The organism is Cesiribacter andamanensis AMV16, from assembly GCF_000348925.1.
Taxonomy (GTDB): Bacteria; Bacteroidota; Bacteroidia; order Cytophagales; family Cyclobacteriaceae; genus Cesiribacter; species Cesiribacter andamanensis.
The window spans coordinates 21,584-34,119 of sequence record NZ_AODQ01000038.1 but is presented as its reverse complement, the minus strand read 5'-3'; the positions used below and the strand labels follow the sequence as shown (position 1 = coordinate 34,119).

The 12,536-nt window shown below is 57.3% G+C and carries 7 protein-coding genes; all 7 read right to left on the bottom strand.

Going from position 1 to position 12,536, the window contains the following annotated elements:
• Positions 1-6 precede the first annotated feature (6 nt).
• The 7 genes from ADICEAN_RS08990 to ADICEAN_RS08960 all read right to left on the bottom strand — a co-directional run bounded on the left by ADICEAN_RS08990 (position 7) and on the right by ADICEAN_RS08960 (position 12,269).
• Complete coding sequence (locus ADICEAN_RS08990; protein ID WP_009195263.1) at positions 7-1,779, bottom strand: glycoside hydrolase family 3 N-terminal domain-containing protein; 1,773 nt, start codon at positions 1,777-1,779, stop codon at positions 7-9.
• A 12-nt stretch (positions 1,780-1,791) separates the two neighbouring features.
• A complete protein-coding gene (locus ADICEAN_RS08985; RefSeq protein ID WP_009195262.1) occupies positions 1,792-3,156 on the bottom strand; it encodes a glucoamylase family protein in 1,365 nt (454 codons plus the stop codon).
• Positions 3,157-3,159: 3 nt separating this feature from the next.
• Positions 3,160-5,148, bottom strand: coding sequence for a glucoamylase family protein (locus tag ADICEAN_RS08980; RefSeq protein ID WP_009195261.1), 1,989 nt, complete (start codon positions 5,146-5,148; stop codon positions 3,160-3,162).
• Between the two features lie 58 nt (positions 5,149-5,206).
• Positions 5,207-6,502 carry an Ig-like domain-containing protein gene (locus ADICEAN_RS08975; RefSeq protein ID WP_161622679.1) on the bottom strand — a complete coding sequence of 432 codons (1,296 nt, stop codon included), beginning with the start codon at positions 6,500-6,502 and terminating at the stop codon, positions 5,207-5,209.
• 31 nt (positions 6,503-6,533) lie between these two features.
• Positions 6,534-8,027, bottom strand: a complete 1,494-nt coding sequence (locus tag ADICEAN_RS08970; RefSeq protein WP_009195259.1) for a RagB/SusD family nutrient uptake outer membrane protein — start codon at positions 8,025-8,027, stop codon at positions 6,534-6,536.
• 10 nt (positions 8,028-8,037) lie between these two features.
• Positions 8,038-11,046 (bottom strand): SusC/RagA family TonB-linked outer membrane protein, encoded by a 3,009-nt coding sequence (locus tag ADICEAN_RS08965; protein WP_009195258.1) that lies wholly within the window; start codon positions 11,044-11,046, stop codon positions 8,038-8,040.
• Positions 11,047-11,393: 347 nt separating this feature from the next.
• Positions 11,394-12,269: a substrate-binding domain-containing protein gene (locus ADICEAN_RS08960; RefSeq protein ID WP_009195257.1), complete on the bottom strand. Its 876-nt coding sequence runs from the start codon at positions 12,267-12,269 to the stop codon at positions 11,394-11,396.
• Positions 12,270-12,536: the final 267 nt, after the last annotated feature.

The following is a 12,536-nucleotide window of genomic DNA, read 5'->3' as shown; positions in this document are numbered from 1 at the left end:
AGGTATTCACAATAGCCGGAATGGTCTGCTGCAGCCGCTCAAGGGTAAGGGGACGGCGGCCATTACCAGGGCTACTATAGGCTTGCCGGTGGCACGGATGGCCTCTACCAGCTGGGGCTGGGCACCGGGCAGGTCCAGGTTGGTGCGGCTGGCGGCCTCGCCGCTTTGCTGGTAGTTTTCGCCCAGGGCCATGATCACAAGGTCGGACTGACGGGCGATGCGCACCGCTTCGGCAAAACCCTTCTGATCATTTCCCTCAAAACCGGCGCCCTGTGCATAGCGGATGGTGGCTTTGGGAAGCGCCTGCCGCAGGCCCTGCAGGATGGTTACTACCTTGCTGGCATCGCCCGAGGCATGCCAGCTCCCCAGCAGGTCTATCTGGTTATCGGCCAGGGGGCCGATCAGGGCAATGGAGCGAATGTTCTGGGCCAGCGGCAGCAGCGGCCGGCCCCGCACCGAATCGTTTTTCAGCAGCACAATAGAGGGGCGGGCCGCTTCCAGGGCATGGTCCATCAGCTCTTTGGAAAGCACCACTTCGGCCTCGCGGGCCTCATCCAGGTAGCGGTAGGGGTCCTGGAACAGGCCCAGGTCCCACTTGCTCTCCAGAATGCGGCGGGCGGCGGTATTGATCTGCTCTTCGCTGATCACCCGCTCTTTAACCAGCTGCTGCAGATGGGCATTGTATACTCCTCCCTGCATGTCCATGTCCACCCCGGCCTGCAGCGCCAGAGCGGCGGCTTCTTTTTCATTGGCTACCACGCCGTGGGGCACCATCTCGTTGATGGAGGTATAGTCGGTAACCACAAAGCCATCAAATCCCCATTCGTCCCGCAGGATATCGGTCATGAGGTAGCGGCTGCCGGAGGCGGGTACGCCATCCACATCGTTAAAGGAGGTCATGATGGTGGCAGCACCGGCATCAATGGCCGCTTTGTAGGGGGGCAGGTATACCTCCCGCAGCTGCCGATCCGACATATCCACGCTATGGTAATCCCGCCCGGCCTGGGGCGCACCATAGGCGGCAAAGTGTTTTACGCAGGCCATGATGGTAAAGGGGTCGCTGAGGTCTTCGCCCTGATAGCCCCGCACCTTGGCCGCCCCTATGAGGCCGCCCAGGTAGGGATCTTCGCCGGCACCCTCGGCTATACGGCCCCAGCGGGGGTCCCGGGCCACATCTACCATGGGGTTAAAGGTCCAGTGCAGGCCCGAGGCGGCTGCTTCCTTGGCTGCCAGGCGGGCCGATTTTTCAATCATCTCCAGATCCCAGGAGGCGGCTTCGGCCAGGGGAATGGGAAAGATGGTACGGTGGCCGTGGATTACATCATAGCCAAACAACAGCGGAATTTTCATGCGGGTCTCTTCCATGGCTATGCGCTGTAGCTCCCGGTTGTATTTTACGGTATGGGCATTGAAAAGGGCGCCCACCCGGCCGGCCCGCAGCTCCTGCTGGTAATTTTCATTGAGGGTGGGGCCGGTTACGTCCCAGCCGCTGGTGTAGAGGGTGAGCTGGCCTATTTTTTCTTCCAGCGTCATTTGCTGCAGCAGCGAATCGATAAAGCGGCTGGCCGGATGGGTAGACACCGCCGCGGTGGTAGGGGTGCCGGATACAGGGTCTGTTGCCGGTGTGCCGGAAGCGGGTGTTTCCGCAGCCGGGGGAGCCGGCGCCTCGGCCATGGGGGGGGCCTGCGAGCTGGTAGAGCGGCAACTCATTCCCCAGAGCAACAGCGCCACAACAGGCAGAAAAAGGGGGTTGGTTTTTGTAAAAAATACGCTATTCATAAAGGGGTAAATTTATCGATAGGTAAAGCCAAGTTTATCCAGTCCTTGTTGCACCTCGGGTGCCGACATAAACAGGTCCCAGAGCAGGCCGCTGCGCTGGTTTTCCATCATCACCACAATAGGCCCCTGATCAATGGCCAGGTAGCGCTGCGGAAACCAGTCATGTTCTTCACTGAAAGCATCGTAAAAGCCATAGGGGCCCAGCAGCCGGCTGCCCAGCTGATCATAAAAGTAGCGCATGGCCGCTTTGGACTCCTCCGGCGTATAGGGCATGGAGGAGAGGGCGGCCGTGGGACTGATCACCCCCAGATCTTCGCCCGGGCGGTGGCCGGCATAGCCCTTTATGGAATAACTGGCCGTAAGCCCCCAGCAGTTGGGCCCGTAGCCCTGGTAGCCATGCGGATTTTCGATGCACCACTGGCGGTTAATGAGAGTATGATTGCGGTTAAGATCCCAGTAATTGGCGTAGCGGTCTTTGAGCTGGCGGGGGTCAAGGCCCAGGTAGCTGTAATGCGCCCAAAAGAGGGGGCCGCCCATTTCCTGCGCGCCATTGTGGCTCAGGATAAGGGGGTACCCATAGGCTTCCTTATCGCTGCGGATGCCTCCGCCGCCCCTGGCCCAGCCCTGGTGGTAGGCTTCCGGACGGATGGGGTGGGTAGGTGAAGCCGCCGCCAGCACATAGGTAATGAGGCATTCGTTATAGCCCTCCAGTGCAAAGTTCATGGCCCATTCATTGGTGGGCGACCAGTGCCAGTAGAGTACATCCTTGCCCTGGGTGTACCAGTCCCACTCCACCCCCTGCCACAGGCGGTTAATGCCCACGATGAGGGCCGCCTCGTCGGGCACCTGCGGGTCCAGGTACTGGCGTACGGTTAGCAGGCCAGCCACCAGAAAGGAGGTTTCTACCAGATCGCCGCCATCGTCTTTTGGGCTAAAAGGCTTTACCTTGCCTGTAGGGCCGTGGAGCCAGTGGGGCCATACGCCATGAAAGCGGTCGGCTTTTTCCAGGTAGGGCACAATGCGCTGCAGGCGGGCGATCCCCTCCTGGCGGCTGATAAATCCGCGCTCCATGCCCACCACCAGCGCCATCAGGCCAAAGCCCGAGCCGCCGCTGGTGATCACATTCTGATCGTTCTGGGGATACTCGCCATCGATGTGGATGCGCTCCCGCGCCAGGCCCGATACCGGCTCGGCCCCTTTCCAGAAGTATTGAAAGGTACGCTCCTGCACCAGGCTAAAGAGGGAATCGTCAGAAAGAGAGGGGAGTGCGAGCGTATCGGCAGCGGCTTGTTCGGCTACTTCGCCGGAGGAGGTGCCGGCCTGCTGGCAGGCGGCTAAAAGAAGGAGGCTAAGGGAGAGGATAAGGAGTTTATGCATGGGTTAATAAGCGCTAAAGTCCAGACGGTCTAATCCTGCTGCTATTTCCGGATTGCTCATAAAGAGATTCCAGAGCAATTGGGTACGGTAATTTTCGATCATGATAATGATGGGCCCCTGATCAATGGCCAGATAGGAGCTGGCAAACCAGGGCACCGTAAGGTTATAGGCATCATAAAAGCCATAGGGTCCCCAGAGCCGGTCGCCCAGTGTATAGTAAAAATACCGGAGGGCCGCCATGCTGGCCTCGGGCGTATAGGGAAAGGAAGAGAGGGCTGCCGTGGGGGTAATAACACCCAGGTCGTTGGTGGGCGAGTGGGCCGAGTAGCCGCTTTGGTTATCGCTGGCGGTAAGGCCCCAGCTTTCGGCGCTATAGCCTACCCAGTTGCGGGGGTTATCGGCCACATAGGCCTGGTTGATGCGGGTGTGGGCCACATTTTGCTCCCAGTAGTTGGCGTAGCGGTCTTCCAGCCGGCGGGGGTCCAGTCCCAGGTAGCTGTAATGGGCAAAGAACAGGGGACCCCCCAGATTTTCGCCCAGCGGTAGGGTAATGTCGTAGAAGGTGTTACCATTTTGCTGAGCGCCGCCACGGGCCCAGCCCTGGTGATACACCTCCGGACTTATGGGGTGGGTGGGCGAGGAAGCCGCCAGCACATAGGCGATGAGCCCCTCGTTATAGCCCCTGATCTGCATGTTCATCTGCCACTCGTATTGCGGCGACCAGTGCCAGTAAAGCACATTTTCGCCACGCGTATACCAGTCCCACTCCACCTCTTCCCACAGGCGGGTAATGGTGGCTATAATGGCGGCCTCCTGGGCATTGGCTCTATTCAGGTACTGGCGCACCGTTAGCAGGCCCTGGATCATAAAGGCGGTTTCAATCAGGTCGCCGCCATTGTCGTACTGGCTAAAGGCAATTACCCGGCCGGTGGTGCCATCCATCCAGTGGGGCCATACGCCATGAAAGCGGTCGGCAGTGGCCAGAAAATTCACAATCTTTTCCAGGCGGTCTACCCCCTGCTGCCGGGTAATAAAACCCCGCTCAATGCCTACAGGGATGGTCATTACCCCAAAGCCGGAGCCGCCAATGGTCACCAGATTGCCCGAGCTGTTGCGCTCCCGGGCCAGGCCGCTGCTGGGGTGGGCAAAGTCCCAGAAGTACTTAAACGTTTGCTGCTGCACCAGGGTGAGCAGGGCTTCGTCGGAGATCAGCGGAAATTTTGGTTCCGGATCGGGCTGAATGTAGAGGCTGCCCCTAAAACCGGAGAAGGACAACTCGGAACTGGTGTAAAATTGGGAGGTAATATCCAGCTCGTAGCGGCTCAGGTAGTTGAGGGGTTGCTCGGGTTTGATGAGCAGGGTAGTGGGATCTTCCAGGCTGGCCCGCACGGCAATTTGCTGCCCGCCGGGCCCGCTCAGGCGAATGCCGGAAGCGGCAATGGCCCCGGCCTCCAGCGCTTCGCTGAAGACGGCCCGGATGGTAAAATCCGGATCAAGCCCATGCACCCGCCCGCCGGGGGACAGGGGCTGGCCATCTACCGTAAGGGATTGCAGCCGCAGCTGGGTTTGCAGGGTAGTAAAGGTGTAGGCAGCGCCCGGAAACTGGCTGGTGTTGGCGCTGTTGGTAAGCTCGTCTATGGTTAGGGTATAGGTATGGTTGCTGCGCAGGGGCTGTGCGGGCTGGGCCGAAACGGTTTGGCCCTGGTCCAGAAAGCTGAGGGTAAGGGCTACAGGCTGGCCGTCGGCATCTTCCAGTGTTATTTTGTCTTCTATGCCCTGCCGGTTTACTTCTTCGGAAAAGCGCAGTACAAGGGGCCGGTCGGTGGGGATGCCGGTGCTGACAGAACCGGTCTGCAGGCTGCTGTTGCCCACCTTTACCGAAACCAACTGCAGGAGTTCTTTGGCCGGCTCAGGATCGGAGGAATCATCCTTACAGCCAGGCAACAGCAGAAAAGAGAAAAATAAAAGGAAGAAATGCTGAAATGGCTTCATATAAAATAAAAAAACAGCATCCTGCTCCCATACTGGGGCAGGATGCTGCAGATTTGTATTAAGGACGCTCAGCGTTGTAGAGTGCTGTTACCTCTGCTTCGCTAAGGGCGGCTTCAAAGAAGCGTACATCGTCTAGCGCGCCTTTAAAGTGGTTGGCGGTAGGCAGGTTATAACTACCCCATGGTTCGTTTTGCCAGAGCGTAGTGCTTCGGTCAAAGGGAAAACCAAAGGCAAGCTTATCGCCAATTACATCGGCCGTGCCGGTAGGATCAAAGGTCAACCCATTTACCGTAGAAAGGTCCGTTGGAATATTGAGGTTATCCCGCTCCATGAGTTGCCCATTGATATACAAGGAGCGCTTGTTTTCCTCGCTATTATAAGTGAGAACAATATGGGCCCATTTTTGAGCCAGAAGCGTTCTCATACCGCCGGCTACATTTGCCTCGACTTCGATAGCATCCCAGCCACCATTAGCAGCATCCTGCCCATCAGCATTCACAAAGAAGTTATTAGGGATGGTGGTGCCATCTTCCTTGCTATAGCGGGCCGCCATGATCAGCACATCTGCCCTACCATTGGTTTCCACCTGAAAGCCATGGAAAGCACCCACCCCCATAATGAAGTGTCCGGCCTTGTTTCCATCGGCATTCACATGATCCACAGTGTCTACCCAGGACCAGAAGCTTAAGGTCCAGTCGGAGGTGAGCAGGTCGGCGCCATTGGGTACTTCTATGATACTGGTATTGCCATTGAACTGGGCGGCGCTTTCCATCTGGCCAAAGCGGTCGGCCACCCAGGTAATGTCTACTACATCATCGGCATCATAGGTTCCCATGGCATCGTCGGCATGGCCATCAAAGGTAAAATAGGCCGTTTGGCTGGCAGATTGTGGCGGGGTTACCGCTCCGCGGCCCGCCGAGGTAAAGGTGCGCGTGGTAGCGGTAAAGGCGCCGCCATTAGCGCCGCTGATACCGTTGCCCAGGTTAAGGGTATACTGTGTACCGCGCTCCAGCTCCTGCTGTGGCGTAATGGTCATGGTGTTGCCGGAAGCCGATACGGTTACCGGTACCGTGCCGGAGGCGGAGGTCAGGCTTACGTTAGAGGCCGTTGCCGTAGAAGCGTTCACATCGGAAGAAAAAGTTACGGTCATAACCGCATCAAGGGGTACATCTTCGGCAGCCGAAGCGGCATTGAGATCTTTTTGTACCGTCTGGCCCGTCTCCAGGTCCGTACCGCTGGCGCTAATGCTTTGAATGGTCAGCGCAGGTGCGCCGTTATCATCGTCATCGCATCCTGTAAAAAATAGCATACCGCTCAGAGCGAATAGGCTAAACAGCATTTTTGTGTGTTTCATACCAATCATACTTAGTGTAATTTAAAATGTATTACCAATTTGGGTTTTGGGTTAAAGAACCTTGAGAGATGTCGATTTCGCTTTGTGGTATGGGCAGCAGCTCGTGCTGGCCTTCTTCAAAGCCCAGCGGACCCAGCACGGCGGCGGCCCGGCCGGTACGTACCAGGTCATGAAAGCGCAGGCCTTCCATGGCCAGCTCGGCCCGCCGTTCCTCATAAATAGCCTGGCGTAGCTCACCCTGATCAGTGGTGGTGATGTCGGGCAGAATATCCGGGTTTTCACCCCGTGCCCGCGCCCGTACCCTATTCAGGTACAGGAGGGCATCTTGTTGGTTTCCGTTCTCATTCAGGGCTTCGGCGGCCATCAGCAGCACATCGGCATAGCGGATCAGGCGGCGATTATGGCCCCAGGAGGTCTCGGCGGTAGTGCCCGGTACCCATACTTTCTGGTTATAGGCTTCGATTTGGGCTATTTGGGTGCGCGAGGCATCGGTATAGGTAGTATCGGGGGTAGAGCCATCGCCCATGATCCGCACCCCATCGATCTCCTCGCCCAGAAAAACAACGGTAGCATCCAGGCGGGGATCTTCTTCGGGAAAAAAGGTGATCAGATCATAGGAAGGGCGGTTAAAACCCCAGCCCCGGTTGGGGCTGCCCCGTACGGCCTGGGTATTGCCATACTGGTTGCCGCCCAGCTCAAAACTTCCCTCGGGCAGCGCCCCTATTTCAAAAACCGATCCGGGGCCAAACTCACCGGTGACACTAAATGCATTGCTGTAATCGGGATCCAGGCTGTACTCACCCGACTGGATCACTTCCAGCGCCCAGCGCTCGGCATTGGCAAAATCTCCCCTGAACAGATAGACTCTGGCCAGCAGGGCTTTGGCGGCTCCGCGGGTGGCGCGGCCCAGGTCCCGGGCGGGGTAATCCGATCTTTCGGGCAGGGTACTGGCAGCAAACTCCAGGTCAGGTAGGATGATGTCGCGGTAGATCTCCTCCTTGGGGGCGCGGGTGGGCCGGTCAGGGGGTACAATAGAGGTTATTTTGGGTACATCGCCCCAGCCCCGCACCAGATCAAAGTAAAAGAGGGCGCGTAGAAAGCGGACCTCGGCCAGCAGCCGGTTCTTAAGCCCGGCATCAATGTCTGTGAGGGGAGGCAGTTTTTCAATGACCGTATTGGCCCGGCGCACCCCCTGATAGAGGGTGGCATACCAGTTGAGAATGGTGGCCTGATCGGGGGTATAGGTAAAATCATCAAAGGCCCGGATGGGAATGGCATCACCCGGGTTGCTGCCCTTAACGGCATCGTCCGACATAATGTCCAGAATGGAAAATCCACCCCCATGATAATGCCAGAGGCGCAGCGTATTGTATACGGCATTGGTAGCCGGGATAGCATCCTGGCCGGTGTTGAGAAAATTGGTTTCATCTACAGTGCCCAGCGAAGCGCGCTCCAAAAAATCGTCGCTGCAGGAGGGCGTCAGCAACAGGAGTACTATGGGGATAAGCAGGCTAATGCGTTTCATGGCGTCGGGATTAAAAAGAGACATTCAAGCCAAACATAATGGATCTGGTAAGGGGGTATACCCCCAGGTCAATGGCACCGTTAAGGGGGGAGCCCACCGGAATATCGGGCAGGTAGCCGCTATAGGGGGTGCGGGTCCAGAGGTTGGTGCCCCGTACATAGAGCTGGGCTGAGCCAATCTGGTAGCGTTCCAGCAGGGAGGCGGCCAGGTCGTAGCTGATGGTGGCGGTGCGCAGGCGCAAAAAGGAAGCATCTTCCAGAAAGAAGTCCGACACGCTGTAATTGACCCCGCCGGCCGAGGCGCGGGGGATCTCGTTGGTGCTGCCCTCGCCGGTCCAGAAATCGGCAAAGCGCGACTCAAAGTTGAGCAGCTCAAAGCGCACGGCCTGTTTGCCGTTATAGATCTTGTTGCCCCACTGCCCAAAGAAATCGAGCGAGAGGTTAACTCCTTTATAGCCGGCTCCGGCGCTGAAGCCGTAGGTAAAATCCGGGATCCAGGAGCCCAGCTCTACACGATCGGCTTCGGTAATGCGGCCATCATTGTTGGTATCGACAAAAATAAGATCACCCACCCCCTGCTGGGAGGTGCGCGGCAGGCTGTTGAGCTGCTCCTGATTTTGGAACACCCCGGCCGTTTGGTAGCCATAATAGAAGCCAATGGACCGGCCGGCTACGGTACGGGTTACCGTTTGGCCATTGCCCAGGCTACCGGCGATAATGACACTATCCTGCCCCAGCGAAGCGCCCAGGGAGAGCACCTCATTATGGATGGTAGAACCCAGCACCCCCAGGTTATAGCGTAAATCGCCAATTTCATCTTCCCAGCCCAGGTTAAACTCGATGCCCCGGTTCAGCACTTCGGCGGCATTGAAGAAACGGCTGGCGCCTACCCCCCCGCCGGAGGTGGCTGGGATGGCGAGGGGTACCAGAATGCCCTTGGTATTTTTTTTGTAATAGTCTACCTCGGCCCGCAGACGGCCTTCCAGCATGCTCCATTCTGCGCCAATGTCCAGTTGCTGGGTATCTTCCCATTGAAGTGTAGGATTACCAATACGGGTAAGGGCCGAACCAGGCTCCAGGTTGGGGTTCTGGCCAAAGACAGCGCCCAAACCTGTAGATACAGTAGAGAAGCGGGCGTTATAATCGATCTTGTCATTGCCAATAATGCCCCAGCTGGCCCTGAGCTTTAAGGTATTGAGCAGGGGGGTGTTGGGGAAGAAAGGTTCGTTGTGCACATTCCAGCCCAGAGCAAAGGAGGGGAAATCGCCATAGCGGTTTTCCCGCCCGAAGCGGGAAGAATAATCGCGGCGGAAGGTAGCCGTAAACAGGTAACGGTCCAGCAGCGAATAGTTAATACGCCCCAGGTAAGAGACCATGGTCCAGGTACTGGCATTATTGCCCAGGTTCTGACCTTCCTGCTCACCGGCATCCAGGTACCAGAAATCGGGATCTTCGCGCAGCAGGTTGCGGCGGGCGCCAAACAGGGATTCACCATAGAATTCCTGGGCGGTATAGCCCACTACGGCGTCAATGCGGTGCTTCTCGCCAAAGTCCCGGCTAAAGTTCAGGGTGTTTTCCCAGATCCAGGTCAGGTTTTCGGCATTGGTCTTGGAGAGCTGGCTAAAAGCGCTTTGCTGCACCGGCGACACAAAGTATTCGGGCGTAAAGCCCTGATTTCGGAACAAGGCCCCATCCAGCTGGTAGCTGGTGCGGAAAGTAAGGCCCTTGATCAGGTCTGCCTCGCCAAAAAAGTTGGCTACTCCGCGCAGGATGCGTGAATCATTATTATGGTAGGCAATGGCGGCCAGCGCGTTGCCACCTTGTACTTCGGCAAAATCGCCATTGGGCAGAAAGGGGTCGTTGATGGGCCAGGCCCGGTAGGCAAGCCCTACTACACCCGGGGGGTTTTGCTTGTTTTCAACCGAAGCGGTAAGGTCGGCGCCCAGGCGTAGAAAGTCCCGGATGCGGTAGGTGGTGTTGCTTTTAAAGGAGATGCGGCTGTAATCTGATTTTGGCAGGATACCCTCCTGGGCAAAGTAGCCGCCGCCAATGTAGTAGTTGAGCTTGTCGGAGGCCCCCACAAAGGAGAGGTTGTAGTTCTGAACGGGTGCGTTTTGGGTAAAGATGCGGTCCTGCCAGTCGATGTTGGGCAGCACATCCAGGTTGTTGTAGGTGCCGGGGGTAATGGCATTTACATAGGTGGCAAACTGCCGGCCCGTCATCAGGTCCAGGCGGTTGGCCACATTCTCAAACCCGTACTCGGCGCGCAGGTTTATACGGGGCGCCTCACCTACCCTGCCCTTTTTGGTGGTGATAATGATAACCCCATTGGCGCCCCGGGAGCCGAAAATGGCCACCGCCGAGGCATCTTTCAATACCTCTACCGAGGCAATATCAGAGCTGTTCAGAAAGTTGATGTTATCCAGAATAACCCCATCCACCACAAAGAGGGCTTGGTCATTGCCCAGGGTGCCCACGCCCCGCAGGCGCACAACAGGGGCATCGCCGGGGTTGCCGGTATTGCTTACCTGCAGGCCCGATACCTTGCCCTGCAGGGCCTGTACGGGGTTGGCGGCCGGCATTTTGGTGAGCTCCTCGCCCCGTACCGAGGTTACCGCCCCGGTAAGGTCGCTCTTGCGCACGGTGCCGTAGCCAATCACCACCACTTCCTGCAGCTGCTCTTCGGCTACCTGCAGGCTCACATCAATCACCGAGCGGCTGCCTACCGGCTGGCGCTGGTTCTGATAGCCCAGGTAGGAAAATTCCAGCACGGCCGCATCCGAGGGCACCTCTAGGGTATACTCCCCATCCAGGTTGGTGACCACTCCGGTAGAAGTGCCTACAATCAGCACAGCCACGCCTGGCAGGGGATCTTTGCTCTCGGCATCTACCACGGTGCCCCGCACCTGTCGGGCAGTGCTGCCCTGGGCCCATGCCTGGGTTCCCAGCAAGAGCAGGCAACATAACAGGCTTAGGGCAATGCTCCCTTTTTGCCTAATAGAGGTGTAAGCGTTTTCCATAAAAACTGTCCCAATATTCAGATAAAAAAGCCCCTGTATTGATCAGGCCTTAGGATAACTAGTAAGGGCCCCTTTTTGTGTTGAAAAAGTAGCGATATGCGTGCAGCAAGCTCTACAGAAGGGAGGCTGCTCTCTGCAACCTGCGGTTTATATGGGGGGGTTATATGGGGGTGTGCACCTTCACCAGCCATAAGCAGGGCCAGAAAAGGGCTACATACATGCCTGTAGGTATGCGATCGGGCTGCCTGAAGGCCCGCCAATCCCCAAAAGCATGATCTCTGGATGGGGCAACAAAAAGCCCCGACCTGGTGGGGCGGGGCTTCAGGGGGTACTTCAGTCTGTGCGCTTTATACCAAAAGCGCTGCCTCGTAACAAAGCTTTTCGGGCAGTACCTTTTCGGGTATGAGGTTGATGCGCATCAGGGTGTTCATTACTTCTTCCAGCATCAGCACAGGCACAATGCTATTGTTGGCCCAGCGCACATCGTCCCACCAGGTTTTGGCATCTTCGGGCTTGAGGCCATAGCGGCGGGCAATCAGCGTAGGGGCTTCGGGATCGAACTTCAGCTGCTGTCCGTAGCGGCGCACCACCTGCAGCACCCCGCTTACCAGCTCGGCATGCTGGTCCATGATCTCTTCCCGTACCACCACCACAAAGCAGGGCCAGGGGGTGGGACGCTCTTCGATGCGCCGCCACTCGCCGCTATCTACCAGGGGTTTGGTCATGAACTTTTCCCACAGAAAAGCATCGGCTGTTTTGTTGGCCAGCGCTTCCCGGGCGCCTTCCAGCGTACCTACGGTCTCAAACTTCAGATTTTTGGTGGGCCATTCCCGGCTCTTGGCATCTACAAAGGCCATCAGGTGCGAGCCGCTTCCATAGCGGCTTACGGCATAGGTGCAGCCCTTCAGGTCCTGAATTTCCTGAAAGGGGGAGTCGGCATGCACATGAATGCCCCAGAGCAGGGGGCTATCCACATACAGCGATACAATGCGGTAATTGCTTCCGCGGATAATGTCGGCTACGGCCCCTTCGGTGAGCAGCATGGCCACGTCCAGCTTGCCCTCGCGCAGATCGGCGGCCATGGCGCCGGTACCGCCGGCATAATCGGTCCACTGAATGGTGGCGGGTAATTCAGAAAAAGCGTTTTCTTCCAGCGCTATTTGCCAGGGCAGATTAAAATGCTCCGGTACGCCACCAATGCGCAGGTCTATGGGGTTTTTCATGAGGTTGTTCCCGGGGGGATAAGGCTAAAAAATAATGGTAATGCAAGCGTAACAGCTTTTCCACAGCTTGTCAAGCGCTGGTGAAAAGATGCAGCTTCACTAACGTAAAAAAAGGGGATGCTGTTTTGCAAACTAACGCAAGGTTCAGGAGCCGGTAGGCGGGGTGCCCGCCTGCAGCAAAGGGGCAGGTTTACTATCGCTTACTAAGGAGATCGGCCGCTTCACCCCTGCCAGTGTTACTGCGTAACAGGGTGTTCGGAAGGTTGA

Excerpts from the sequence above, each read along its gene's own strand:
- ADICEAN_RS08990 (WP_009195263.1), bottom strand. The coding sequence starts at position 1,779 with ATGAATAGCGTATTTTTTACAAAAACCAACCCCCTTTTTCTGCCTGTT.
- ADICEAN_RS08985 (WP_009195262.1), bottom strand. The coding sequence starts at position 3,156 with ATGCATAAACTCCTTATCCTCTCCCTTAGCCTCCTTCTTTTAGCCGCC.
- ADICEAN_RS08980 (WP_009195261.1), bottom strand. The coding sequence starts at position 5,148 with ATGAAGCCATTTCAGCATTTCTTCCTTTTATTTTTCTCTTTTCTGCTG.
- ADICEAN_RS08975 (WP_161622679.1), bottom strand. The coding sequence starts at position 6,502 with ATGAAACACACAAAAATGCTGTTTAGCCTATTCGCTCTGAGCGGTATG.
- ADICEAN_RS08970 (WP_009195259.1), bottom strand. The coding sequence starts at position 8,027 with ATGAAACGCATTAGCCTGCTTATCCCCATAGTACTCCTGTTGCTGACG.
- ADICEAN_RS08965 (WP_009195258.1), bottom strand. The coding sequence starts at position 11,046 with ATGGAAAACGCTTACACCTCTATTAGGCAAAAAGGGAGCATTGCCCTA.
- ADICEAN_RS08960 (WP_009195257.1), bottom strand. The coding sequence starts at position 12,269 with ATGAAAAACCCCATAGACCTGCGCATTGGTGGCGTACCGGAGCATTTT.